The organism is Brevibacterium ammoniilyticum, assembly GCF_038429965.1.
Lineage (GTDB): Bacteria > Actinomycetota > Actinomycetes > Actinomycetales > Brevibacteriaceae > Brevibacterium > Brevibacterium ammoniilyticum.
Window position 1 is genome coordinate 199,994 of record NZ_BAABNP010000004.1, and the last position, 24,767, is coordinate 224,760.

Annotated in this window: 22 protein-coding genes; 10 read left to right on the top strand and 12 right to left on the bottom strand. The window is 68.6% G+C overall.

Going from position 1 to position 24,767, the window contains the following annotated elements:
* The first annotated feature begins 23 nt into the window (after positions 1–23).
* The 4 genes from AAHA49_RS06555 (at position 24) to AAHA49_RS06570 (ending at position 5,505) form a co-directional block, all read left to right on the top strand.
* The gene (locus tag AAHA49_RS06555) at positions 24–983 is read left to right on the top strand and encodes an ABC transporter permease (protein WP_342037677.1); all 960 of its coding nucleotides are present in this window, start codon (positions 24–26) and stop codon (positions 981–983) included.
* Positions 980–1,975 carry an ABC transporter permease gene (locus tag AAHA49_RS06560; RefSeq protein ID WP_342037678.1) on the top strand — a complete coding sequence of 332 codons (996 nt, stop codon included), beginning with the start codon at positions 980–982 and terminating at the stop codon, positions 1,973–1,975. Before AAHA49_RS06555 ends, AAHA49_RS06560 begins: the two co-directional genes overlap by 4 nt.
* 91 nt (positions 1,976–2,066) lie before the next feature.
* Complete coding sequence (locus tag AAHA49_RS06565) at positions 2,067–3,737, top strand: ABC transporter substrate-binding protein (protein ID WP_342037679.1); 1,671 nt, start codon at positions 2,067–2,069, stop codon at positions 3,735–3,737.
* 4 nt (positions 3,738–3,741) lie between these two features.
* Positions 3,742–5,505: a dipeptide ABC transporter ATP-binding protein gene (locus AAHA49_RS06570; RefSeq protein ID WP_342037680.1), complete on the top strand. Its 1,764-nt coding sequence runs from the start codon at positions 3,742–3,744 to the stop codon at positions 5,503–5,505.
* Positions 5,506–5,677: 172 nt separating this feature from the next.
* Here AAHA49_RS06570 and ilvC read toward each other — a convergent pair whose 3' ends face one another.
* The 3 genes from ilvC to AAHA49_RS06585 all read right to left on the bottom strand — a co-directional run bounded on the left by ilvC (position 5,678) and on the right by AAHA49_RS06585 (position 9,306).
* Positions 5,678–6,706, bottom strand: coding sequence for a ketol-acid reductoisomerase (gene ilvC, locus AAHA49_RS06575; RefSeq protein WP_339392616.1), 1,029 nt, complete (start codon positions 6,704–6,706; stop codon positions 5,678–5,680).
* 153 nt (positions 6,707–6,859) lie between these two features.
* On the bottom strand, positions 6,860–7,372 hold the full coding sequence (gene ilvN, locus AAHA49_RS06580) for an acetolactate synthase small subunit (protein WP_339392617.1): 513 nt from the start codon (positions 7,370–7,372) through the stop codon (positions 6,860–6,862).
* On the bottom strand, positions 7,369–9,306 hold the full coding sequence (locus AAHA49_RS06585; protein ID WP_339392618.1) for an acetolactate synthase large subunit: 1,938 nt from the start codon (positions 9,304–9,306) through the stop codon (positions 7,369–7,371). The genes ilvN and AAHA49_RS06585 overlap by 4 nt, the downstream gene beginning before the upstream one ends.
* Before the next feature lie 367 nt (positions 9,307–9,673).
* Here AAHA49_RS06585 and AAHA49_RS06590 point away from each other — a divergent pair, with 367 nt between their 5' ends.
* Both AAHA49_RS06590 and AAHA49_RS06595 read left to right on the top strand, forming a co-directional pair.
* Positions 9,674–11,533 (top strand): ABC transporter ATP-binding protein, encoded by a 1,860-nt coding sequence (locus tag AAHA49_RS06590; RefSeq protein WP_342037681.1) that lies wholly within the window; start codon positions 9,674–9,676, stop codon positions 11,531–11,533.
* Positions 11,530–13,356 carry an ABC transporter ATP-binding protein gene (locus tag AAHA49_RS06595; RefSeq protein WP_342037682.1) on the top strand — a complete coding sequence of 609 codons (1,827 nt, stop codon included), beginning with the start codon at positions 11,530–11,532 and terminating at the stop codon, positions 13,354–13,356. Before AAHA49_RS06590 ends, AAHA49_RS06595 begins: the two co-directional genes overlap by 4 nt.
* Before the next feature lie 45 nt (positions 13,357–13,401).
* Here the strand turns inward: AAHA49_RS06595 and AAHA49_RS06600 are convergent, their stop codons facing one another.
* A complete protein-coding gene (locus AAHA49_RS06600) occupies positions 13,402–13,992 on the bottom strand; it encodes a protein-L-isoaspartate O-methyltransferase family protein (protein WP_342037683.1) in 591 nt (196 codons plus the stop codon).
* A gap of 22 nt (positions 13,993–14,014) precedes the next feature.
* On the opposite strand from AAHA49_RS06600, the gene AAHA49_RS06605 reads away from it, so the two are divergent.
* The 4 genes from AAHA49_RS06605 to AAHA49_RS06620 all read left to right on the top strand — a co-directional run bounded on the left by AAHA49_RS06605 (position 14,015) and on the right by AAHA49_RS06620 (position 16,652).
* On the top strand, positions 14,015–14,413 hold the full coding sequence (locus tag AAHA49_RS06605) for a helix-turn-helix transcriptional regulator (RefSeq protein WP_342037684.1): 399 nt from the start codon (positions 14,015–14,017) through the stop codon (positions 14,411–14,413).
* Positions 14,410–14,970, top strand: coding sequence for a hypothetical protein (locus AAHA49_RS06610; protein WP_342037685.1), 561 nt, complete (start codon positions 14,410–14,412; stop codon positions 14,968–14,970). Before AAHA49_RS06605 ends, AAHA49_RS06610 begins: the two co-directional genes overlap by 4 nt.
* 56 nt (positions 14,971–15,026) lie before the next feature.
* On the top strand, positions 15,027–15,545 hold the full coding sequence (locus AAHA49_RS06615; RefSeq protein ID WP_342037686.1) for an adenine phosphoribosyltransferase: 519 nt from the start codon (positions 15,027–15,029) through the stop codon (positions 15,543–15,545).
* A gap of 285 nt (positions 15,546–15,830) precedes the next feature.
* The gene (locus tag AAHA49_RS06620) at positions 15,831–16,652 is read left to right on the top strand and encodes an aldo/keto reductase (RefSeq protein ID WP_342037687.1); all 822 of its coding nucleotides are present in this window, start codon (positions 15,831–15,833) and stop codon (positions 16,650–16,652) included.
* A 152-nt stretch (positions 16,653–16,804) separates the two neighbouring features.
* Here the strand turns inward: AAHA49_RS06620 and AAHA49_RS06625 are convergent, their stop codons facing one another.
* The 8 genes from AAHA49_RS06625 to AAHA49_RS06660 form a co-directional block, all read right to left on the bottom strand.
* On the bottom strand, positions 16,805–17,362 hold the full coding sequence (locus tag AAHA49_RS06625; protein ID WP_342037768.1) for a MerR family transcriptional regulator: 558 nt from the start codon (positions 17,360–17,362) through the stop codon (positions 16,805–16,807).
* A 2-nt stretch (positions 17,363–17,364) separates the two neighbouring features.
* The gene (locus AAHA49_RS06630) at positions 17,365–18,339 is read right to left on the bottom strand and encodes an SDR family NAD(P)-dependent oxidoreductase (protein WP_342037688.1); all 975 of its coding nucleotides are present in this window, start codon (positions 18,337–18,339) and stop codon (positions 17,365–17,367) included.
* Between the two features lie 41 nt (positions 18,340–18,380).
* Positions 18,381–19,322 carry a D-2-hydroxyacid dehydrogenase family protein gene (locus tag AAHA49_RS06635; RefSeq protein ID WP_342037689.1) on the bottom strand — a complete coding sequence of 314 codons (942 nt, stop codon included), beginning with the start codon at positions 19,320–19,322 and terminating at the stop codon, positions 18,381–18,383.
* Positions 19,323–19,342: 20 nt separating this feature from the next.
* Positions 19,343–21,055 carry a dihydroxy-acid dehydratase gene (gene ilvD / locus AAHA49_RS06640; RefSeq protein ID WP_342037690.1) on the bottom strand — a complete coding sequence of 571 codons (1,713 nt, stop codon included), beginning with the start codon at positions 21,053–21,055 and terminating at the stop codon, positions 19,343–19,345.
* 167 nt (positions 21,056–21,222) lie between these two features.
* A complete protein-coding gene (locus tag AAHA49_RS06645) occupies positions 21,223–22,182 on the bottom strand; it encodes a 2-hydroxyacid dehydrogenase (protein WP_342037691.1) in 960 nt (319 codons plus the stop codon).
* A 29-nt stretch (positions 22,183–22,211) separates the two neighbouring features.
* Positions 22,212–22,691, bottom strand: a complete 480-nt coding sequence (locus AAHA49_RS06650) for a MarR family winged helix-turn-helix transcriptional regulator (protein ID WP_342037692.1) — start codon at positions 22,689–22,691, stop codon at positions 22,212–22,214.
* Between the two features lie 2 nt (positions 22,692–22,693).
* A complete protein-coding gene (locus AAHA49_RS06655) occupies positions 22,694–23,401 on the bottom strand; it encodes a CE1759 family FMN reductase (RefSeq protein WP_342037693.1) in 708 nt (235 codons plus the stop codon).
* Complete coding sequence (locus AAHA49_RS06660; protein ID WP_342037694.1) at positions 23,398–24,600, bottom strand: LLM class flavin-dependent oxidoreductase; 1,203 nt, start codon at positions 24,598–24,600, stop codon at positions 23,398–23,400. Before AAHA49_RS06660 ends, AAHA49_RS06655 begins: the two co-directional genes overlap by 4 nt.
* Positions 24,601–24,767: the final 167 nt, after the last annotated feature.

Sequence of the window (24,767 nt, forward strand, 5' to 3'; positions counted from 1 at the left end):
CGACCACGAATCGAAGGACCACGATGACGACAGCCCTACCCGGCCGCAGCCGCCGCGCAGACGGCGTATGGTCGCGGCTCAAGCGCTCCCGGCCGGCGATGATCGGCCTCGGACTCGTCGTCGTCTTCGTCCTCCTCGCACTCCTCGCCCCGGTGTTCGCGGCCATCACCGGCAACAGCCCGTACGCCTACAACCCCGAGCTGCTCGGCCCCGACACGGCTCCCGCGGGACCGTTGGGCGGGATGAGTGCTCAGCACTGGTTCGGGGTCGAACCGCGCACGGGACGCGACCTCTTCGCGATCGTCAGCTACGGCGCGCAGGTCTCCCTGCTCATCGGCCTCGCCGCGACCGTCGTCTCCGTCATCGTCGGCGTGGCGATCGGACTCATCGCCGGCTTCTACGGTCACCTCGCCGACCGGCTGCTGTCCCGGCTGACCGACATCGTCTTCGGCTTCCCGTTCCTCATCTTCGCGATCGCGCTCTCGGCGACGGTGCCCGCGAGCTTCCCGCGTCCGCTCCTGCTCATCCTCGTCATCGGGTTCTTCGGCTGGCCGCCGGTGGCCCGCGTCGTGCGCAGCGAGACCCTGTCCCTGCGCGAACGCGGCTTCGTCCGGGCCGCGGCCGCCCAGGGCACCGGCAGCGCGCGGATCATCGTCCGGGAGATCCTGCCGAACATCGTCGCCACCGTCATCGTCTTCACGACCGTCTCGATCCCCGGCAAGATCGGCGCCGAGGCGGCCCTGTCCTTCCTCGGCGTCGGCGTCTCCCCGCCCACCCCGTCGTGGGGTCGGTCGATCTCCGATGCGATCTCCTGGGTCCAGGTCGACCCGATGTACCTCATCTTCCCCGGCATGGCGCTCTTCCTCGTCACCCTCGGGTTCAACATGTTCGGCGACGGCCTCCGCGACGCCCTCGACCCCGCCGAGAACCGCACGGGCGAGGCCGCCCGGATCGACCCCATGAGCGCGGGAGGTCAGCCGTGAAGCTGCGTTTCATCGTCTCCCGGATCCTCGGGGCGCTCGTCGTCCTCATCCTCATCGCCGCCGCGTGCTTCGCGATCTTCTACCTCATGCCCACCAACCCCGCCCAGCTCTCGTGCGGCAAACCCTGCTCCCCGGAGCGCCTCGCCGAGGTGGAGCGCTACCTCGGCGTCGACCAGGCCTGGTGGAAGCAGCTCGGAGACTTCCTCGCCGGCATCATCGGCGGGCGCACCTTCGGTGAGGGCACCACCGCCATCCACTGCAACGCCCCGTGCTTCGGGTACTCGTTCCGGCTGCGCGACTCGGTCACCGACCTCATCATCCAGCGTCTGCCGGTGACGCTCTCGCTCACCCTCGGCGCCGCGGTGCTGTGGGCGATCGGCGGCATCGCCGCGGGCCTCATCGCGGCGCTGAAGCGGGGCACGTTCACCGACTCCGCGGTCATGGGGGCGGCGATCACGGGGATCTCGGCCCCGACGTACCTGCTCGGCCTCCTCGGCGTGCTCCTCTTCGGCTTCACCCTCAACGTCCTGCCGATCGGCGGGTACGTCCCGCTCACGGAGAACCCGGCGCTGTGGGCCTTCCACCTCATCCTGCCGTGGGTGGTGCTCGCGATCGCCAACGGGGCGATCTACGCCCGGCTCACGCGGGGGCAGATGCTCGAGGTGCTCAGCCAGGACTACATCCGCACGGCCCGGGCGAAGGGACTGAGCGAGACGGTCGTCGTCGGCAAGCACGGGCTGCGCAACCTCGTCGTGCCCCTGACCACGCTGTTCGCGATCGACATCGGCGGTCTGCTGGGCGGGGCGGTGATCACGGAGAAGGTCTTCGCCCTCGGCGGGGTGGGCACGCTGCTGCTCGAATCCGTCTCCGCCCTCGACATCCAGGTCATCGTCGGGGTCACGCTCTTCGCCGCGGCCGTCGTCATCATCGCCAACCTCCTCGCTGATCTGAGCTACTCGCTCCTCGACCCGCGGATCGGGGCCGCACGATGAGACCTCAGGTTCGACGCGCCCCCGACCGGCGCCGATGTCCGCGCCCCCAGCCTCCGACGACCTCAGACCCCACTCCACGCAAAGGACCATCATGAAACGCATCGGCTTCGCCGCCGCCACCCTCGCCCTCGGCCTCGTCCTCACCGGATGCAACGCCAACCCGGGGCTGAACGACGACTCGCAGGGCAACACGCTGGGCGAGACGACGAAGGGCGGCACGCTCAACATCTTCTCCGAGGACCCCGACATCGACTTCGACCCCGGCAAGAGCCAGGGCCTGGCGATCACCTCGCTCTCCCTCGTCCACCGGCGTCTGACGACGTGGGACATCCAGCCGGACAAGCCGGGCAAGGTCGTGCCCGACCTCGCCACGGACACCGGCAGGGTCAGCGACGACGGGAAGACGTGGACGTTCACGCTCAAGGACGGACTCAAGTACGAGACCGGTGATCCGATCACGACGAAGGACATCAAGTACGGCATCGAACGCTCCTTCTCCACCGAGCTCTCCGGCGGCCTGAGCTACCACAAGGGGCTCCTCGAAGGCGGTGCCGAATACCAGGGACCGTTCAAGGGCGAGGACCTCAAGTCGATCGAGACCCCGGACGACAAGACGATCGTCTTCAGGCTCAATTCGTCCTTCGGCGACTTCCCGTGGATCGTCTCGATGCCGGCGTTCTCCCCCGTGCCCGAGGACAAGGACGATCCGAGCAGATACGGTCTCGATCCGATCGCCTCGGGCCCGTACAAGGTCGAATCGAACCGCTCGGGCGCCGAGGCGGTGCTCACCCGCAACGACCAGTGGAACCAGGACACCGATCCTGTGCGCACCGCCGGACCCGACTCCGTCGTGTTCAAGCTCGGCCAGGACGCCTCGGTGACCTCGCAGGCGCTCATCTCCGACTCCGGGGATGCGAAGAACGGCTTCTCCGCCAGCTTCGTCCCCGCCTCCCAGCTCGCGCAGGTCCAGGGCGACCCGAACGCGAAGTCGCGGCTCGTGACCTCGGGTCCCGGTGCGCTCGCCTACCTCGCGATGAACACGCAGCGCGGGGCGCTGAAAGACGTCAAGGTCCGGCAGGCCATCAACTACGCGGTGGACAAGAACACGTTCCGCATCGCCGGGGGCGGGGAGATCTCCGGTGACTTCGCAACCACGCTCATCACCCCGGGCATCCCCGGCCGCGTCGACTACGACCTCTACCCGGCCGAACCAGCAGGCGACGTCGAGAAGGCGAAGTCCCTGCTCGCTGAGTCAGGGGCCGACCTCGGCACGCTCACCCTGCTCACGCAGAACTCCGCGACCTTCGTCGCCCAGGCCGAGGCCATCCAGCAGGGACTGAAACGCGCCGGCATCGACGTGAAGATCAAGTCCGTGGACTCGAACACGTACTCCGCCGACGCCACGGACGACCAGGGCGACTACGATCTTGCGCTCGGATCCTGGCAGCCGGACTTCCCCTCGGCCAACGGCAACATCCAGCCGCTCTTCGACTCCTCGCAGATCGGCGGCGGGAACTACAACATCTCCCGCTACTCGAACAAGGACGTCGACGCCCTCATCAGGAAGGCGACCGAGACCGTCGACCCGGCCGAGGCGCAGAAGGTGTGGGCCGAAGCGGACAGGCGGATCATGGAGGACGCTCCCGTCGTGCCGCTGACGTACAACAGGAACTCGTTCCTCCACGGCTCGAACGTCGAGAACTTCATCATCGGCGAGTTCCCGGCCTACCCGGTGTACTTCAAGGCCTCCCTGAAGGGCTGAGTCGATGAGCGAACCGATCCCCGCGCTCAGCTACCGGGACTACTCGGTGGCCTTCGGCGCGCGCCAGGTCACCCGGGAGGTCTCCTTCGACCTCGTCCCCGGTTCGATCCTCGCGCTCGTCGGCGAGTCGGGGTCGGGGAAGTCCGTCACCGCGCTCGCCCCGCTCGGTCTCGTCCCCGGGGCGAGCCAGGCGGGGTCGGTGCTCCTGCGCGATCCGGTCGGTCCCACCCCGGCAGGGGGCGCGATCGAGCTCGTCGGCCTCGACGCCGAGGCGCTGCGTCCGATCCGCGGGGAGCGGATCGGCGTGGTGTTCCAGGAGCCGATGAGTGCGTTCAACCCGATGTTCCGCATCGGTCATCAGATCGCCGAGGCGGTCCGGGCGCATGCCGCGAGCGCTGGGTCCTCTGGCGGTCGGGCCGCGGAGTCGGCGGGCCGGTCGGGGTCGTCCGCGGACGTCCGGGAGCGGGTGCTCGCGCAGCTGCGCACCGTGGGGCTGAGCGATCCCGAGCAGATCGCCCGCGCCTACCCGCACGAGCTCTCCGGCGGTCAGCTCCAGCGGGCGATGATCGCGCTGGCGACGATCAACGACCCGCAGGTCCTCATCGCCGACGAACCGACCACCGCCCTCGATGTCACGGTCCAGACCGGCATCCTCGACCTCCTGCTGGCTCAGGCGCAGGCCGGGCAGGCGGTCCTCCTCATCACCCATGACATGGGCGTCGTCGCCGACATCGCCGACCGCGTCGCCGTGATGAAGGACGGCCGCATCGTCGAGACCGGCTCGGTCACGGAGGTCTTCGACCACCCGAGCACCGAGTACACGCGTCAGCTCCTCGCCGCCGTCCCCCGGCTCTCGGCCGTCGTCGACCGCGGTGAGTCCTCCCCCGCCGAGGCGGACGCTGGGTCCTCGGGTGACGCCGGGTCCCGCGCCGGCGCGGAGTCGACCACCGGCTCGGAACCGGTCCCTGCGGCCGAGCTTCGCAACGCCACGGTCGTCCACCGCACCTCAGGCCGGCAGGTCGTCGCCCTCGACGATGTCAGCCTGAGCATCCCGGCGGGCACGATCATGGGTCTCGTCGGCGAATCCGGGTCCGGGAAGTCGACGATCGCGAACGTCCTCACCGGCGGTCAGGCGCTGACCTCGGGTGAGGCGTTCGTCGCCGGAACTCGGGTGTCGACGCGACCGAACCGGCGGCAGCGGAGACTGCGCGCCGAGGTCGGGGTCGTCTTCCAGGATCCGCGCGGTTCGCTCAATCCGCGGCGGTCGGTCGGCAGCCAGATCGCCGAACCCCTGCGCGTCCACACCGATCTCCCCAACCGGGAGATCGAGGCCCGGGTGCGCACCCTGCTCGACGACGTCCAGCTGCCCGCCGACTTCGCCGAGCGCTACCCGCATGAGCTCTCCGGCGGGCAGCGGCAGCGGGTGGCGATCGCCCGAGCGCTCGTCCTCGACCCCAAGCTGCTCATCGCCGACGAGCCGACCTCGGCCCTCGACGTGTCTGTCCAGCGCGGGGTCCTCCGCCTGCTCGCCGACCTCCATGAGGCGCACGACTTCGCGTGCCTGTTCATCAGCCACGACCTCGCCGTCGTCGAACAGCTCGCGAGCAGCGTCGTCGTCCTCCGGGACGGGCGCATCGTCGAAGAGGGCCCGAGCCTCACGGTGCTCACCGACCCCAGACAGGCCTACACCCGGGAGCTCATCGAGTCCGCGCCCGTGCCCGACCCGCGGATCCAAGCGGCCAGGCGGGCGGCGCGGCTCGCGGCGTAGGGGCCCGCGGCCGGCGCTCGCCGGTGGCGCCCCGCGCGCGGCTGCCGTCGGTGGCCGAACGATGCCAGGACATGACGAAGGCGCCGATGGAATCCATCGGCGCCTTCGGCCTCGGTTCGGACAGTGCCGATCAGCGGCTGCCGATCAGCGGCTGCCGATCACCGGCGACTCATCAGCGAGCGGCGGTGCCCTCGGTGTAGTCGTCGTCGGTGTCCTTGAGCCACGCGAACATCTTCCGCAGCTCACGGCCCGTGGCCTCGATCGGGTGCTTCTCCTCCTTGGCGCGCAGCTCCTTGAACTCCGTGCCGCCGTTCTTCTGGTCGGTCATGAAGCGCTCGGCGAAGGTGCCGTTCTGGATGTCGACGAGCACGCTCTCCATGTTCTCCTTGACCTCGGGCGTGATGACCCGGGGACCGGACACGTAGTCGCCGTACTCGGCGGTGTCGGAGATCGACCAGCGCTGCTTGGCGATGCCGCCCTCGACCATGAGGTCGACGATGAGCTTGAGCTCGTGGAGGACCTCGAAGTACGCGATCTCCGGCTGGTAGCCGGCCTCGGTGAGGACCTCGAAGCCGTACTGGACGAGGTGCGAGACACCGCCACAGAGCACGGTCTGCTCGCCGAAGAGGTCCGTCTCGGTCTCCTCGGTGAAGGTCGTCTTGATGCCGCCGGCGCGCAGACCGCCGATGGCCTTCGCGTACGAGAGCGCGAGCTGCCACGCCTGACCGCTCGCGTCGACCTCGACAGCGACGAGCACGGGCACACCGCGGCCGTCGACGTACTCACGACGGACGACATGACCGGGGCCCTTCGGGGCGATCATGACGACGTCGACGCCCTCGGGGGCCTTGATGTAGCCGTAGCGGATGTTGAAGCCGTGGATGAACACGAGCGCCTTGCCCGGGGTGAGCTGATCCTTGACCTCGTTCTCGAAGATCTCGGCCTGCACCTGGTCGGGGGCGGCGATGGTGATGACATCGGCCCAGGCGGCCACCTCGGCGGGGGTGCCGACCTCGAGCCCTTCGGCGGCGGCCTTGTCACGGCTCGACGACCCCTCCTTGAGTCCGATGCGGACCTCTGCGCCGGAGTCGCGCAGGCTCAGTGCGTGGGCGTGGCCCTGCGAGCCGTAGCCGATGACGGCGACCTTCTTGCCCTGGATGAGGGACAGGTCGGCATCGTCGTCGTAAAAGCGTTCTGCCATGGTTCGTGCTCCTTCGAGGTTTCGGGGTGATGACCCCATTGTTTCACAGTTCGGTACAGATGTTCATTTAATGAGACGACTGTCGTTCCACGGAATGGAACGCGGACTCGGTGCCGCGGCGGTGCCGGCCGCGCTCAGCCGCGCAGGGCATTCTCAGCTGCGGAGGGCACGGTCGGTGATCGACTTCGGTCCGCGGCCGATCGCCACGGTGCCCGACTGGACGATCTCCTTGATCCCGAAGGGCTCGAGCACCTCGCGCAGGGCCTCGACCTTGCCGAGCTCACCGGTGGCCTCGACGCACACGGAGTCCGTCGAGACGTCGACGATCGAGCCCCGGAACATCTCCACGGCGGCCGCGACCTGCGGCCGGGTCGCGGCGTTGGCCTTGACCTTGTAGATGACGTGGGCCCGGCGCACCGAGGAGGCGGGTTCGAGTTCGACGATCTTGATGACGTTGACGAGCTTGTTCAGCTGCTTCGTCACCTGCTCGAGCGGGACGTCGCCGACGTCGACGACGACGGTGATCCGGGAGAGCTCGTCGTGCTCGGTCACGCCCACGGCGAGGCTGTGGATGTTGAAGCCGCGGCGGGCGATGAGCCCGGTGAAGCGCGTGAGCACGCCCGGCTTGTTCTCGACGAGCACGGAGAGGGTGTGCCGGCTGTTCATTCCAGGCCTCCTTCGATCTGAGCCACGGAGCGCAGCGTGTCATTGTCCTCGGGATCGCCCTCTTCGATGACCGATTCCACGGGCTCGTCCCCGTCGCCGTCGAACTCGGGGCGGATGCCGCGGGCGTATTCGATCTCGTCGTTCGAGACCCCGGCGGCGACCATCGGCCACACCATCGCATCGGGCGGGACCGTGAAGTCGAGGACGACGGGCCGGTCGTTGACCTCGAGGGCCTGCTGGATCGCGGCATCGACGTCGTCGTTGCTGTCCACGCGCAGCGCAAAGCAGCCGTACGCCTCGGCGAGCTTGACGAAGTCCGGGATCCGGATCGTCTCATGTCCCGTGTTGAGGTCGGTGTTCGAGTAGCGGCCGTCGTAGAACAGGGTCTGCCACTGGCGCACCATGCCCAGGGAGGAGTTGTTGATGATCGCGACCTTGATGGGGATGCCGTCGAGGGCGCAGGTCGCGAGCTCCTGGTTGGTCATCTGGAAGCAGCCGTCGCCGTCGATCGCCCACACCACCCGGTCGGGTTCGGCGACCTTCGCGCCCATGGCCGCGGGCACCGAGTACCCCATCGTGCCCAGTCCCCCGGAGTTCAGCCACGAGCGGGGCCGTTCGAATTCGACGAACTGCGCCGCCCACATCTGGTGCTGGCCGACGCCGGCGGCGTAGACCGCCTCGGGGCCGGTGAGTGCCGAGATGCGGGAGATGACGTACTGCGGATCGCAGAGTTCGCCGTGCTTCTCGTAGCCGAGCGGGTACGTGCGCTTGAGGCGGGAGAGGAAGCGCCACCACGGTTCGCGCTGGCGATCGAGGGCCTGCGGGTACTTGCCGCGCAGCTCGGTGAGGATCTCCGAGAGCACCTCACGGGCGTCGCCGACGATCGCGACCTCGGCGGCCCGGTTCTTCCCGATCTCCGCGGGGTCGATGTCGGCATGGATGACCTGCGCGTGCGGGGCGAACGAGTCGAGGTTGCCGGTCACCCGGTCATCGAAGCGGGCCCCGATGGCGATGAGCAGGTCGGCCTTCTGGAACGCGGTCACCGCGGGCACGCTGCCGTGCATGCCCGGCATGCCCAAGTGGAGCGGATGGGAGTCGGGGAAGGCGCCGCGAGCCATGAGCGTGGTGACCACGGGGATGTTCGTCGCCTCGGCCAGGCGCAGCAGCTCCTTCTCCGCCTCCGAGCGGATGACGCCGCCGCCGATGTAGAAGACGGGGCGATGGGCCTCGGAGATGAGGCGCGCGGCCTCGCGGATCTGCTTCGCATGCGGCTTGAGGATGGGCCGGTAGCCCGGCAGCTGGGCCTCTTCGGGCCAGACGAACGGGGCCGTGCCGGTCTGGGCGTCCTTCGTGATGTCGACGAGCACGGGGCCGGGCCGGCCGGTCGTGGCGATGTGGGCGGCGTTGAGGATCGCCGCGGGAATGTCCTCAGGCTTGGTGATGAGGAAGCTGTGCTTGGTCACCGGCATCGTCATACCGACGATGTCGGCCTCCTGGAAGGCGTCGGTGCCCAGCAGCTTCGACGACTGCTGACCGGTGATCGCGAGCACGGGCACCGAGTCCATGTGGGCGTCGGCAAGCGCCGTGATGAGGTTCGTCGCCCCGGGACCGGAGGTCGCGATGCACACGCCGAGCTTCCCCGAGGCGGCCGCGTACCCTTCGGCGGCATGGCCGGCACCCTGTTCGTGGCGGACGAGGATGTGGCGGATCTTGTCGGTCTCGAACAGCGGATCGTAGGTCGGAAGGATGGTTCCGCCGGGCAGGCCGAAGACGGTGTCGACGCCGAGGCGCTCGAGGCTGCGGACGATCGCCTGCGCTCCGGTGAGGACCTCGGGGGCCGAGTTCCTTCGCACGCTGGACGGGGTCGGCTTCGCAGGCGCTGCGCTCTGCGCAGTCCCGGCGGCCGCTTTCTGGGCCGGGGGCGTGGCTGCCATCTCGTTTCCTTCCTGGTTTGACCCGCTCGCACCGTTCCCCGCATGAAAAAAGCCCCTCCGGTTTCGGTAGGGGCGCGCGGAACGTGTCGTGATGACAGGCTACGGATGATCCGCGCGCTGGCTAATGACGACGACGAGAAGGTGAGTCATGCCTCAATGGTTCACCGCCCCTCTCAGTGAGTCAAACTGCAGAAACGAATGTCTCACATCTTGGGACATCGAGCGCCTGTCTGGTGAGATCGGGACCCGGCGACCACCTCGGCGAGGCCGTCCGCCGTCTCCTGCGGATAAATAAAACCGCACTTCAGGAGGCCCGAATTCCGCATCGCGAGACCATAGACGCAGGGGTTCCGCGGGACTAGGCTTGATGTCCGTGCGCCCCCTCTTCCGCTTCTGGCCCGATCTGCGATCGCGGATCGGCATCTACGCTGTCGTCCTCGTGCTCACCCTGCTCGCGAACGGCATCCAGCTCGTCGTCCCGGTCATCACCGGCTACATCATCGACGGTCCGATCACCGAGGGCGACCTCTCGGGACTGTGGCTGCCCGTGCTCGGGGTCCTGGCGATCGGCATCGCCGAGGCGGTGGCGATGTGGGCGCGGCGGATGATCGTCGCCCCCGTCGTCTCCGCCTGGGAGATCCGGTGGCGGGCCCGGCTCTTCGATCGCCTCCAATACACCTCGGTGGCGATCCACGATTCGTGGGAGTCCGGTCAGCTGCTCTCGCGGGCGACGAACGACCTCTCGCAGCTGCGGCGGTTCTTCGCCTTCGGCCTGCCGTTCCTGCTGGCCACCCCGGTCGTCCTCCTCGTCGGCACGATCATGCTCTTCGCCCTCCAGCCGGTCTTCGGCATCATCGTCATCGCCATGGCGGTGCCGACGATCGTCTCGGCGGCGATGTTCGAACGCCGGTACCGGGAGGCCTCGCGCCTCTCGCAGGACACGGTCGGGGAGATCACGACGGACGTCGAGGAGTCGATCCAGGGCATCAGGATCCTCAAGTCCTTCGGCCGCTCGCCCTGGGCGGCCGAGCGCTTCGCCCTCCTCTCCCGGAGGTTCCAGGGCCTCGAGGTGCGCAAGGCGAAGCTCGACTCGTGGTTCTGGGCCGTCCTCATCCTCCTGCCCACGCTCGGGCAGGCAGGGATCGTCGGCGTCGGGACGTGGGGTGTGGTCCAGGGGTGGACGACGATCGGCACGGTCGTCGCGGGCGTGACGATCTCGATGGTCCTGCGGATGCCCATCGAGATGCTCGGCTTCCTCCTCGCCGATGCGCTCATGTCGATCACCGCCGCCGGCCGGTACTGGGAGGTCATCGACATCCGCCATGACATCACCGACTCCGGCGGCGGCATCGACGACGACCCGGACGTCGGCCGCTTCCGCGGGGAGCTGACCTTCGACGACGTCTCCTTCCACTTCTCCGACACCGACCGGCTCACGCTTGAGGACCTCGATCTGCGCATCGCTCCCGGTCAGACCCTGGCGCTCGTCGGGTCCACGGGGTCGGGCAAGACGACGCTCGCCTCTCTCGTCCCCCGCCTCCAGGACGTCACGTCCGGGGCCGTGCGCATCGACGGCACCGACATCCGCGACCTGCCCGTCAACGAGCTGCGTCACCTCGTGTCCGTGTCCTTCGAGGATCCGATCCTCTTCTCCGCGAGCGTGCGCGACAACGTCGTCATGGGCTCCCCCGGTGCCGATGACGACGCGGTCCGGGAGGCGCTCGAGATCACCGCGGCCGCCGACTTCGTCTCCCGTCTGCCCGAGGGACTCGACACGCAGGTCGGCGAGCAGGGGCTCTCCCTCTCCGGCGGTCAGCGACAGCGGCTCGCGCTCGCGAGAGCGGTGATCGGCAAGCCGCGCATCCTCGTCCTCGACGATCCGCTCTCGGCCGTCGACGTCGACACCGAGGACCGGGTGCAGCAGGCGCTGCGGGAGATCCTTCCGGATTCGACGACACTCATCATCGCCCACCGCCCCTCGACGGCGGCACTCGCCGATGTCGTCGCCGTCCTCGACTCCGGGCGCATCGTCGCCCAGGGCACGCACGAGGAGCTGCTCGAGACCTCCGACCTCTACCGCGAACTCATGGGGGCGGGAATGCAGGCGACCGCCTCGGCGCGGGGCACCGGAGCGACCGCCTCGGCGGGACGCTGCCCGGCGGGTGCCGACCTGCCCGGGGACAGTCTTGGCGGGGGCAGCGACAGCAGGGAAGGGGGCCGGGCATGAGCGCTCCGCGACTCGCCGCCGACGACGAGGTCGAGGCGCTGCCGCCGGACATCGCGGCGAAGGCCAGGGCGCTGCTGTTCTCGCTCGTGCGCCCGCACCTGCCGATGGCGATCTTCCTCCTCGTCATCGTCGTGCTCACCTCGGCCGCGCTCGTGGCCGGGCCCATCTTCATCGCCGATGCCCTCGACACGGGCATCCCGGCCGCCGTCGACGGGGACACGGGACCGCTCGTGCGGGCGGTCGTGCTCTTCGTCGCCTCGGCGGTGGCTGCGGCCCTGTGCTCGTTCACGGCGACCCGGCTGGTCGGGATCACCGCGCAGAAGATCCTCTTCGCGCTGCGCTCGCGGGTCTTCACGCATGTCCAGCGGCTCGACCTGGGCTATCACGAGAAGTCGACCTCGGGCAGGCTGGTGTCCCGGCAGACCTCGGACATGGAGTCGGTGCAGCAGTTCCTCTCGTACTCGCTCTTCGAGACCGCGCTCGCGGTGCTGCAGATGCTCTTCATCGCCGTCACGCTCATCGTCCTCGATGTGCCCTTGGCGATCGTCGTCTTCGCCGGGTTCGTGCCGCTGTTCTTCATCACGAAGGCCGCGCATTCGACGCAGCGGGCCGCCTACCGGCGCACCCGAACGTCGATCGCGAAGGTCATCGTCCACTTCGTCGAGACGATGGGCGGCATCCGCGCCGTCCAGGCCTATCGGCGCCAGCCCGACCGGCGGGGCACGCTGCGGGAGCAGGATTCGGCGTACCGGGATGCCAACACCGACGCTCTGCGGGGAGTCGCGTGGTTCGCCGGGTGGACGCGCCTGGTCGGCAACCTCACGCAGACGGTGATCATCGTCGTCGGCGCGTGGCTCGTCATCGAAGGGTGGACGCAGGTCGGCGTGCTCGCGGCCTTCATCCTCTACCTGCGCCGCTTCTACGGTCCGCTCGACGAACTCGTCCAGTCCTTCAACCTCTACCAGTCGGCCTCGGCGGCGCTCGAGAAGATCGCCGCCGTCCTCGACACCGACCCGGGCGTGCCGCCCCCGACCTCGCCGAAGCACCTACCCGCGCATCCGGCGGCCGGGGGTGCCGCCTCGGCGACGGGACGATCCATCGAACTCACCGACGTCCGCTTCGCGTACGCGGACGGACCCGATGCGCTCCCCCGCTTCGATCTCACGATCCCGGCCGGCCAGATCGTCGCGCTCGTCGGGGCGACCGGGGCGGGCAAATCGACGCTGGTCAAGCTCGTCACCCGGTTCTACGATCCCTCCGCGGGCACAGTCAGTCTCGACGGGGTCGACCTGCGGGACCTCGACGATGCGGAGCTGCGCTCGAGCGTCGTCATGGTCACCCAGGAGTCGTTCCTCTTCGCGGGCACGATCGCGGACAACATCCGCATCGGCAACCCCGAGGCCACCGATGAGGAGGTCGTCGCAGCGGCCACAGCCGTCGGCCTCGACGCCTACATCCGTCGGCTGCCGAACGGCTACGACACGGATGTGAAGAAGCGCGGCGGGCGGCTGAGCTCGGGACAGCGGCAGCTGGTGTCGTTCGCCCGTGTCTTCCTCGCCGATCCTGACATCGTCGTCCTCGACGAGGCGACCGCGCACCTCGACATCCCGTCCGAGCGGCTCGTGCAGAAGGCGCTGGCCACGGTGCTCGAGGGCAGGACGGCGATCATCATCGCCCACCGCCTCTCGACCGTCGAGATCGCCGACAGGGTGCTCGTCATGGATGCCGGGCGCATCGTCGAGGACGGCACTCCCGACGAACTCATCTCCGGCACGGGCCGGTTCGCGCAGCTCCACCGCGCGTGGCGCGACTCGCTCGTCTAGCGGCGGGCCGGCGGGGCCACGAGTGGCCTGCCGCTCGAAGTGCGGTCACTCCACGATGAGGGGGACGAAGCGGTAGCGGCCATGTCGGGTGATCGACACGGCATCATCGGCCTCGCCGGTGCGTTCGACGCGCAGCATCTCGCCTGCGACCGGGATGACCATCACTCCCCCGACACCCAGCTGGGCGACGAGGCTGTCAGGCAGGCTGGCGGCACCGGCGGAGACGAGGATCCGATCGAACGGGGCTCGCTCGGGCAGGCCGAGGGTCCCGGGAACCGCCTCGGCGAACTCGATCGACTCGATCCCGAGACCGGCACAGGCAGCGATCGCACCGTCGAGGAGCTCCCGGAGCCGTTCGACCCCGACGACGCTTCCTGTCTCACCGACGAGGACACCGAGGAGCGCCGTCGTCCAGCCCGAACCCGAGCCGAGGTCGAGGACCCTCTGCCCCGGAGAGACGTCGAGGAGCGTGAGCATATCGGCGACGGTGCTCGGCTGCGAGTTCGTCTGATTGCATCCGATCTCGAGCGGGATGTTGCTCTCAGCCCACCCCTGCTGATCATCGGGAAGGAAGCGTCTCCGGGGCACCCGCGCGAACGCCTCGGCGAGGGAGATCGGATCGTGCTCAGCATTCATACGACCTCCTCCGGACCCGGTGATGACGACGATACTCCTGCATGCCGCCCTGCGTAATGCCTCTGTTCGTGGACTCGGGACGGCCGCCTGTTTGTGGACGCGCAAGAACTGTGAAACGGTGACAATGTCAAAGATCTTTGACTTGTTCAACGCAACTGACGATCTCGGCAATGCGGAAGAAAAGGTGCCGAATATGCTCACTTGCCTGCGCGCGCGGCGCCGTGAGCTCGGCCTGACTCAGGCCCACCTCGCCGAGGCGGTCGGTGTCTCCCGACAGACGATCATCGCGATCGAAGGCGGGGACTACTCACCGAGCGTCTACCTCGCACTGCGCATTGCCGCGACCCTGAAGTCGAGCGTCGAGGAGCTGTTCTCGACCCAGGACCCGCCGACTCCGACAAGGAAGGACCGATCCCCATGAGTTCGCATGGTCGCAACCCAGACGAGACTGCCTCCGGCGGGCGCCGCTCATCGTGGTCGCGGATCGACGACACTCTCGAACGCAGCGCCGGCATCGATCACATGCCTTTGAGCGACGAACGCGAGCAACAGGTCATCGTTCGAGCTCTGGCCGTCGGCTATTCGGCATTCCGTTGGATCGCCCTTGCAGTTGCGCTCGTCCTCCTCGCGTCCGGGCTTCTCTTCGCCGCCGTGCTCATCATGGTCACCGCCGATATTCCGCGCCTCATCGCGACCGGCTATGCGCGACGTCGAGGCGTCGAGCTCCAGTCGCAGTCAGGCCTCGCGCGCAACGCCGCCCGGCCGATCGAGCTCATCGCCTCACTTCTCTACATCGGTGTGGTCGCCGGTCTCATCGCTTTCAATGCCGCGTTCGGCCACCCCCTGATTCCGTGGTCGTGGCGATTCGAGTTCGAGTCGTTCGACGTCTATCTCATCATCCCCTTCGTCGGTGCCGCGATCGGGGCATTCTTCGGCTGGCGGCTCCGGCGGAGACGGTATTTGGCTTCGCTCGAGTGATCAGTGTGAGGACCGCTCGCATCATCGGGAAGATTCCGTCCGAGTAGGGTTGACCCGTGACGAACGCAGATCTCGGCCGCGCGCAGGCCCTCATCACCTCGATCCCCGACTACCCGGAGCCGGGGGTGAACTTCCGCGACATCTCTCCGCTGCTCGCCGACGGGCCCGCCTTCACCGCCGTCACCGAGGCGCTCGTCGCCCCGTTCGTCGGGCGCTTCGACTTCGTCGGCGGACTCGAAGCGCGCGGCTTCCTCTTCGCCGGGGCGATCGCCGCGATGACCGGCGCCGGCATCCTCCCCATCCGCAAGGCCGGCAAGCTGCCGAAACCCGCGGCCGCCGTGTCCTACTCGCTCGAATACGGCACCGCGACGATCGAAGCCCCGGATGTGCTTCACCCCGGCGACCGTGTCCTCCTCGTCGACGACATCCTCGCCACCGGCGGCACGCTCACCGCCGCCCAGGCACTCGTCACGGAACTCGGCGCCGAGGTGGTTGGCTCAGCCGTCGTCCTCGAACTCACCGACTTGGTCGGCCGCGCCCACACCGGAGACGTCCACACGGTGTTCACCGCCTGACCAGGTCCACCGACTGACCCGGGTGACCGCCGAACCGAACCGTCGCCGACGACCGCAGGAACCACCTCGCCGAGGTTCGGCACGGGACGCACCGACCACCTCGGCGAGGACAGGACCACCTCTTCCCATTCAACGGAAAACCTGGAGAAATCGGCTGGATCGGGGAATGCCCCAGGAGCCTTGTGTCGTTGTACGCTCGGACGGGTGCCGGAGAACGGCAGCCGTCCTGTCGAAGCGCCCCAGCGGGCGCCGACCAGACTCCCATCCGTGACGAAAGGCGACACCATGTCGGTACCCACTCTCACTCTCAACGACGGCAAGACCATCCCCCAGCTCGGCTTCGGCGTTTTCAAGGTCGACCCCGCCGAGACCGAGCGCATCGTCACCGACGCTCTCGAGGTCGGCTACCGTCACATCGACACCGCCGCCGTCTACGGCAACGAGGAGGGCGTGGGCCGCGCCCTGAAGAACTCCGGCATCGCCCGCGAGGACCTCTTCGTCACGACGAAGCTGTGGAACGACCGCCACGGTGCCGCCGAGTCGCGCCGCGCGCTTGAGGAGAGCCTGACCAAGCTCGGCCTCGACTACGTCGACCTCTACCTCATCCACTGGCCGACCCCGGCGCAGAACAACGCCGTCGAGACCTGGGAGGCCTTCCCCGGCTACCGCGACGCGGGCCTGACCCGGTCGATCGGCGTGTCGAACTTCGACTACCGCTACCTGCCGGCGATCCTCGACACCGGCATCATCCCGGCCGTCGACCAGATCGAGCTCCACCCGCAGTTCCAGCAGATCGACACCCGCCCCCTGCTCGCCGACAACGACATCAAGATCGAGGCCTGGGGACCGCTCGGCCAGGGCAACGTCGACTACGCGTCGACCGCCATCGGTGAGATCGCGGCCGCACACGGCAAGTCGTGGGCCCAGGTCATCATCCGCTGGCACCTGCAGCGCGGCCACATCCTCTTCCCCAAGTCGAACAACCGCGAGCGCATGGCCCAGAACATCGACGTCTTCGACTTCGAGCTCACCGAGAACGAGATGGCCTCGATCGACGCCCTCGAGAACGGCGGTCGCGTCTCCGCTGATCCCGCCGAGGTGAACTGACCGGTCCGTTTCGGGTCTGTCCGCGCCGAGGCTGTGAATCCTCGCCGAGGTCGGCTGAGGTGACAGGCTTCGCCGAGGTGAAATGACGAAAACCGCAGAACGCGGGCGATGCTGCGGCATCGTCCGCGTTCGGCGTTCTCGGGCGCAGAAGCTCAGGGGGTCTCAGGCGCGGGCTCGGTCGCCGGGGGCTCGGGCGGCGCGGGTTCACCCCGTGCCGGCTCGTCCAGCCCGGGATCGTCTCCCGTGCGTCCGCCGTAGGTCGCGATCTTGTACTCCGTCGCCGCAAGCGAGAGCGTGAGTTCGCGGATCCGCCGCCGGACCGTGTCACGGTGTTCGAGCAGGAGGTCGAGCCGCTCCGGTACCGTCTCCTCTCCCTGCTCGACGAGCTCGACGTAGTGCGCGAGATCGCGCATCGGCATCCCGGACAGCCGCATCCGGGTGAGGAAGACGAGACGCCGTTGCGCCGCGGAATCGTAGACCCGGTGCCCGGCCGAGTCACGGTCGACCCTGACGAGACCCTGGCTTTCGTAGTACCGCAGGGTGTGGGCCGAGAGGCCGAGCATCTGGGCCACCTCGGCGATCGACATGGGCGCACCGCTCTCCCCCGAATCGACGAGGCGGTGGATGACCTCGACCGGCAGCGTCCCGTCGACCTCGGCGAAGTCGCCCAGATCGGCGAGGATCCGGCTCATGAGATCGTCCGTCGCCATGCTCACACCGCCCTTCTCGATGGCGGCATCCCCGGGAAGTCGCCGCTGGCGGCCACCTCGGCCCAGCGGTCGACCTCGGCCGCGTTCCCACTGTACGCCGCACGCAGACGCCGCACCGCCTCGGCGCCGAGGGGAAGGCGCAGGGGCAGCTCACTGCGATTCGCGAGTTCCTCCTCGACGAGGTCGACGATGATCCGGGCGGCACGGACGGGATCGCCCTCCTGCCTGCCGTCGACCGCGGTGAGGTCCGCGCGGGCAGGTCCGACCGTGGCGGCATAGGCACCTGATTCGGCGACCGTGCGAAGCGAATGCGCCGTGTTGAACCCGGTCCGGAACCGCGAGGGTTCGACGAGCATCACGCCGACGCCCAGCGGCCGGACTTCGGCGGCAAGCGCCTCCGACCAGCCCTCGAGCGCGAACTTGCTCGCCGAGTACGCTCCGGCCGCGGGAAACGAGACCCGGCCGCCCTGACTGCTCATCTGCACGATCGCTCCGCGGGCCCGCGACCGCATCGTTGGAAGGACTGCCCGTGTGAGGGCGGCCGCCGCGAAGAAGTTCAGCTCGAGCTGCTCTCGCAGTTCGCCGATGCTGATCTCCTCGACCGCCCCGACGATCGCCCGCCCGGCATTGTTGACGAGAACATCGAGATCACGAGCCGCGATCGCCTCACCCACCTCGGTGACCGCTTCCGGGTCGCGCAGATCCGCGATGAGGACCGTGAGTCGGTCGCCGACCTCGGCGGCGACGTCGTCAAGGGACTCGCGGGAGCGGACGACTGCGATGGCGTCGTGTCCTCGGCGCAGCACCTCGTCGGTCAGCGCCCGGCCGAAGCCCTGCGAGGCGCCGGTGATCGCCCAGCGCGCGGGTCGGCTGGGTGCGGCGTCCCGAGTGGCGGTCGCCGAGGTGATAGTGCCCGAGGTTGTGGTCGCTGCGGTCGAGGTGTGGGTGGGGTCTGGGGTCATGTCATTCGTGGTCATGACGATGACGCTACGAGTTCGAGCGCGCTCGAACGCAAGCCCTACGTGAGCACCCGGATCGGCTCCCCCGCCATCCACGCCGCGATGTCCTCGAGCGCCTGCGGGTAGAAGATCCGGTAGGTTCCCTCGGTGACGTAGCCGAGGTGCGGGGTGAGCACGGTGCGCGGCGTGCGGCGCAGCGGGTGGTCGACAGGCAGAGGCTCCGTGTCGTAGACGTCGAGGCCGGCCCCGCGGATCCGCCCGGCCTCGAGCGCTCTGACCAGCGCATCCGTGTCCACGAGGCCCGCACGCGAGGTGTTGATGAGGATCGCATTCGGCTTCATCAGCGCCAGCTCCGGCGCCCCGATGAGCCCTCGACTGCGTTCGCCCAGCTTGTAGTGGATCGTCACGACATCGGAGGTGGCGAGCAGCTCGGCTTTCGACACCGCCTGCACACCGACCTCGGCGGCGCGCTCCGGAGTGAGATTCTCACTCCACGCGACGACGTCCATCCCGAAGGCCTGCCCGATCCGGGCGACCTGCGACCCCAGCCGACCGAGACCGATGACGCCGAGGCGGGACCCGGCGAGGTCTCCCCCGACCGTCTCCTGCCACCCGCCGGCCCGCAGCCTGGCATCCTCCGCAGGAATGTGGCGGAGCACGGCGAGGATGAGCCCCCAGGTCAACTCCGGTGTGGCGGTGCGCGGGGCCTCGGTGCCGCACACCGTGACGCCATGCTGCCGGGCGGCCTCGAGGTCGATCGACGCGTTCGCCGCCCCTGTGGTCACGAGCAGCCGCAGGTCGGGCAGCCGACCAAAACGGTCCGCGTCGAAGACGGTGCGTTCGCGCATCGCGACGACCGCCTCGGCGCCGGTGAGCACGGACACGAGGTCAGCGGTGTCGACGATGGGACGGGTGACGACCTCGACCTCGGCGTCAAGGGTCGACCAGTCCGCGAACGTGCGAGACACGTTCTGATAGTCGTCGAGGATGACGACGCGCATCGAGCGATCCTGACGGACGGTCAGCGGCACACGGCGCCGGTCGAGGCCGACTGGACGAGCTTCGCGTACTTGCCGAGGACGCCGGTGAGGCGGTGGTTCTCCGGGATCGTCCACGACTTTCGGCGTTCGGCCAGGACCTCCTCGTCGACGTGGAGGTCGATCGAGCGGGCGGCGATGTCGACGGTGATCCTGTCCCCGTCCTCGACGAGGGCGATCGGACCGCCGTCGACGGCCTCAGGCGCGACGTGGCCGATGCACAGGCCCGTCGACCCGCCGGAGAAGCGGCCGTCGGTGATGAGGAGGACGTCCTTGCCGATGCCGGCGCCCTTGATCGCTCCCGTGATCGCGAGCATCTCGCGCATGCCGGGACCGCCCTTGGGGCCTTCGTAGCGGATGACGACGACGTCGCCCTTCTTCAGCTCGCCGTTCAGCACGGCGTCCATCGCCGGCTGCTCCTGATCGAAGACGCGGGCGGTGCCCTCGAAGACGTCGGCGTCGAAGCCCGCGGACTTGACGACGGCGCCCTCGGGGGCGAGCGTTCCGCGCAGCACGGTGAGGCCGCCGGTCGCGTGGATCGGGTTGTTCAGGGCCCGGAGGATCTTGCCGTCGGGGTCAGGCGGGTTGATCGCGGCGAGGTTCTCCGCCACGGTCTTGCCCGTCACCGTCATGCAGTCGCCGTTGAGCAGACCCGCGTCGAGGAGGGCCTTCATGACGACGGGGACGCCGCCGATCTTGAACACGTCGTTCATGACGTACTCGCCGAAGGGCTTGACGTTGCCGAGGTGCGGGACCTTGTCTCCGATCCGGTTGAAGTCGTCGAGTTCGAGGTCGACCCCGGCCTCCGCGGCGATCGCGAGAAGGTGGAGGACTGCGTTCGTCGACCCGCCGAAGGCCATGACCACGGCGATCGCATTGTGCAGCGACTCCTTCGTGATGATGTCCTTCGTCGTGATCCCCTTGCGCAGGAGGTTGACGGCGGCCTCGCCGGACTGGCGGGCGTAGATCGTGCGGTTGCGGTGGATGGCCGGCGGGGCCGCGGAACCGGGCAGGGACATGCCCATCGCCTCGGCGGCCGAGGCCATCGTGTTCGCGGTGTACATTCCGCCGCAGGCCCCCTCACCTGGGCAGACGGCGCGTTCGATGGCGTCGACGTCCTCCCTGGTCATCGTGCCCGCACGGCACGCGCCGACGGCTTCGAAGGCGTCGATGAGGGTGACTTCCTTCTCCGTGCCGTCGGAGAGCTTCGCGGTGCCGGGCATGATCGAGCCGTTGTAGAGGAACACACTCGAGAGTCCGAGGCGGGCGGCTGCCATGAGCATGCCGGGGATCGACTTGTCGCAGCCGGCCATGAGCACGGAGCCGTCGAGGCGTTCTGCGCTCATCACGGTCTCGACCGAGTCGGTGATGACCTCACGGGAGACGAGCGAGTAGTGCATGCCCTCGTGTCCCATGGAGATGCCGTCGGAGACGGAGATCGTGCCGAATTCGAGCGGGTAGCCGCCTGCGGCGTGCACGCCCTCCTTCGCGGCTCCGGCGAGGCGCTGGAGCGAGAGGTTGCATGGGGTGATCTCGTTCCACGAGGAGGCCACGGCGATCTGCGGCTTCGCCCAGTCGTCGTCGCCCATGCCGACGGCCCGGAGCATGCCGCGCGAAGCGGTGCTCTCGAGTCCGTCGGTGACATCGCGGGAACGGGGTTTGATGTCCGGTCGAGAAGTGTCGGTATCGATGCTCATGGGGGCACTCTACGCCCCTGTCCGCTATCCGTCGGCGTCATTCTCGCATCGTGGAACCAGGGTTTCGGACCGCTCTGTACCGCCCGAGCACGGGCGGGAACTCGCCGGTTCTCACCGGCGCTGACGTGGGGCTTCGGTCCTTGCCGGGCGGTTTCAGGCCCCGGCGCTCAGTCCTCGACGACGACGTTGAGCAGGCGCTCTCCGTCGTTGATCCGCCGCACCTGCTCGGCGAGGATCTTGACGACCCGAGGCTCGAACGCCGAGGTGTCGCCGCCGACGTGCGGGGTGATGAGCGTGTTCGGGGTCCCCCACAGCGGGTGGTTCTCCGGCAGCGGCTCCGGATCCATGACGTCGAGGGCGGCATGGAGTCGGCCGGTCGACAGTTCGGCGACGAGCGCCTCGGTGTCGACGACCTTGCCGCGGGCGACGTTGACGATGAGCGCGTTGTCGGGCAGCTGCCGGAGGAACTCCGCATCGACGAGGTGCTGCGTCGACTCGGTGAGCGGGGTGATGAGGACGACGACGTCGGTGTGGGGCAGGAGGTCGGGGAGTTCGTCGACGCCGTGGACGACGCCGCGCTCGTCCTCCCTGGCCGTCGTGCCCACCCGGGTGAGCTCGACCTCGAAGGGCGCGAACCGATCGGCGATGGCCTTCCCGATCTCCCCGACCCCGATGATCATGACCCGTCGGTCCTGCAGCGAACGGTGACGCCGGTGGTCCCAGGTCCGGGAGACCTGGCTGCGCACTGCGTCGTCGATCCCGCGCAGGCTCGCCAGGGTGAGCGCGAGCGCGAGCTCCGCCGTCCCGCCCGTGTGCACACCGGAGGCCGTGGCGACCTGGATGCCCTGTTCGGGCAGGTGCGCGACCGGGTCGTAGCCCGTCGTCTGGGTGATGACGAGCCGGAGGTTCGGCAGCTGCGGCAGGAGTTCGATCGTCCCCGCCGAATCCATGTACGGCAGGACCACGACGTCCACGTCATCGCGGCTGAGCTTCGCCGACTTCTCCTTGTCGGAGTAGACGACCAGGTCGACGTTGGCCCGCTGGTGCGCGGGGATCCTGGCGATGACGCGATTGCGCAGCTCGGAGTCGGGGAAGGCGATGGTCGTGATCGTCGAGGTGTCCGTCATAGGGCCATTGTGACACGAGTCTCAGAGGCTCACGGGAGGTCTTTCGCGATCCGGGAGAACACGGTCTCGATGACCTCGAGCTCCGCGTCGTCGACGTGGGAGAGGAACACCTCGGCGATGGCCCTGCTGTGGAGTCGGGCGGCGTCGAGGAACCGACGTCCCCCCGCCTCGGTGAGGCGGATGTTGTGGGACCGCCGGTCCTCGGCGCACGCGAGCTTCTCCACCAGGCCGGCGTCCTCGAGCACCTTGATGCGGTAGTTCAGCCGCGAGGGCGAGAACACGAGCCGTTTGGCCAGTGCCCCCATCGTCAGCGTCCTCTCGGGCGCCTCCCACAGGAGCAGGAGGGCGTTGTAGTCGCTCACGCTCAGCCCCGCCTGCTCCTTGAGTCGGTCGTCGAGCACCTGCCGCAGACGCTGCGAGGTCTCGAAGTACGTCCGCCACGCCTGCTGGGCACGTTCTTCTCGGCCGCGCCCGAACCGGATGATGGGGGCGGCCGCCGTCTCGGACACGCTCAGCCCTCGAGCAGCTGCGCGAACGGGGTGATCCGGTCGGGATCGAACTCGTCGCTGCCGCCGCGCTTCCCACCGCGGCCGATCGTGATCCGGTGCGGGGCCAGACTGTCGGGTCCCTCATTGCCCTCGGAGGTGTCCGTGGAGGCCGCCTCGGTGCCGGTGTACCCGCGGACGGCCGCCGTGAGGTCGATGAGCTCCTCCGCGGACTGCCGCACTCGGGAGGTGAGTGCGCGCGCCCCTTCGGCGCTGCCCCAGTCGTCGGTCGCGGCGAACACCGTGGTCGGCACGACGATGCCCTTGAGGTACGTGAGCATCGGCCGCATCCCGGTGTCCCCGGCCAGCGAATGGCGGGCGGTGCCGCCGGTCGAGGCGATGAGCACCGGGGTCCCGGCGAGCACCTGTTCGTCGATGAGCTGCCAGAACAGGGTGTGCAGTCCGACAGGTGCGACCTTGTAGACCGGGGTGACGGTGATGATCGCGTCCGCCTCGGCGACCTTCCGGTACGCCTCCTCGAGCTCCTCGGACCGGAACCCGGTCAGGGCCATGTCCGTGAGTGCCGTGCTCAGGGCGCGGACGTTGATGCTGTCCGTGGTCGTCTCGATGCCTGCGGCCTCCCCCGCCGAGGCGGCCGCCTCGATGATCCTGTCCGCGAGCTTCTGCGTCGTCGAGTCCTCGCTCAGCGAGGTCGTGACTGCGAGGATCTTCATTCGCTCTGCGCTCCTGTCTCAGCTGCTTGGGCCTCTTCGGCCTTCTTCGCCTCGGCGGCACGGGCTTCACGGTCGGCGTAGGCACGCGAACCGGGGCCGCCTCCGGGGATGGGGTCCTTGCCCTCACGGTGCCGGATGACCAGCGACTCGTGGGTCGGGGCGTCGGGGACGTCGGCCGGACGGTTCTTCGCGAACTCCTTGCGCAGGACGGGCACGACCTCCTCGCCGAGGATGTCGAGCTGTTCGAGCACCGTCTTCTGCGGCAGGCCGGCGTGGTCGATGAGGAACATCTGGCGCTGGTAGTCACCGGCCCAGTCGCGGAAGCTCAGGGTCCGTTCGATGACCTCCTGCGGCGAGCCCACGGTCAGCGGGGTCTGGGACGCGAAGTCCTCGAGGCTGGGGCCGTGGCCGTAGACCGGGGCGTTGTCGAAGTAGGGGCGGAACTCCTTGATCGCGTCCTGCGAGTTCTTGCGCATGAACACCTGACCGCCGAGTCCGACGATCGCCTGCTCCGCGGTGCCGTGGCCGTAGTACTCGTACCGCTGGCGGTAGAGCTGGACCATGCGCGCGGTGTGCGAGGTCGGCCAGAAGATGTTGTTGTGGAAGAAGCCGTCGCCGTAGTAGGCGGCCTGCTCCGCGATCTCCGGGCTGCGGATCGACCCGTGCCACACGAACGGCGGGACGTCGTCGAGCGGCCACGGGGTGACCGTGAAGCCGTTGAGCGGGGTGCGGAACTTGCCCTCCCAGTCGAGGTTCTTCTCCCGCCACAGGCGGTAGAGGAGGTTGTAGTTCTCCACCGCGAGCGGGATGCCGGCGCGGATGTCCTTGCCGAACCACGGGTAGACGGGCCCGGTGTTGCCACGGCCCATGATGAGGTCGAGGCGGCCGTCGGCGAGGTGCTGGGCGTACGAGTAGTCCTCGGCGATGCGCACTGGGTCGGTCGTCGTGATGAGCGTGGTCGCCGTCGAGAGGTTGATCTTCTCGGTCTGGGCGGCGATGTTGGCCAGCAGCACGGGCGGGTTGGCCGGTGCCGCGAACGGCGGGTTGTGGTGCTGACCGGTGGCGAAGACGTCGAGGCCGACCTCTTCGGCCTTCTTCGCGAGCTCGACGGTGTTCTTGATGCGCTGATGCTCCGAGACGGTCTCGCCGTTCGTCGGGTCGGTGGTGACATCCCCGATGGTGAAGATTCCGAATTCCATGACTGCTCCTCGTCTCTGTGGTCAGCCTCGTGTGGGGCCAGCCTACAGTGGTTAAAACTTCAGTTTTGAAGTAACTTGTTGAAATCTTAACAGTCAAGGTTCCGGATGTATTCCCGCAGTCGGAATTCCTTCGCCGAGGCGGCCCCGAGCACCGCTCCCGGCCGCGC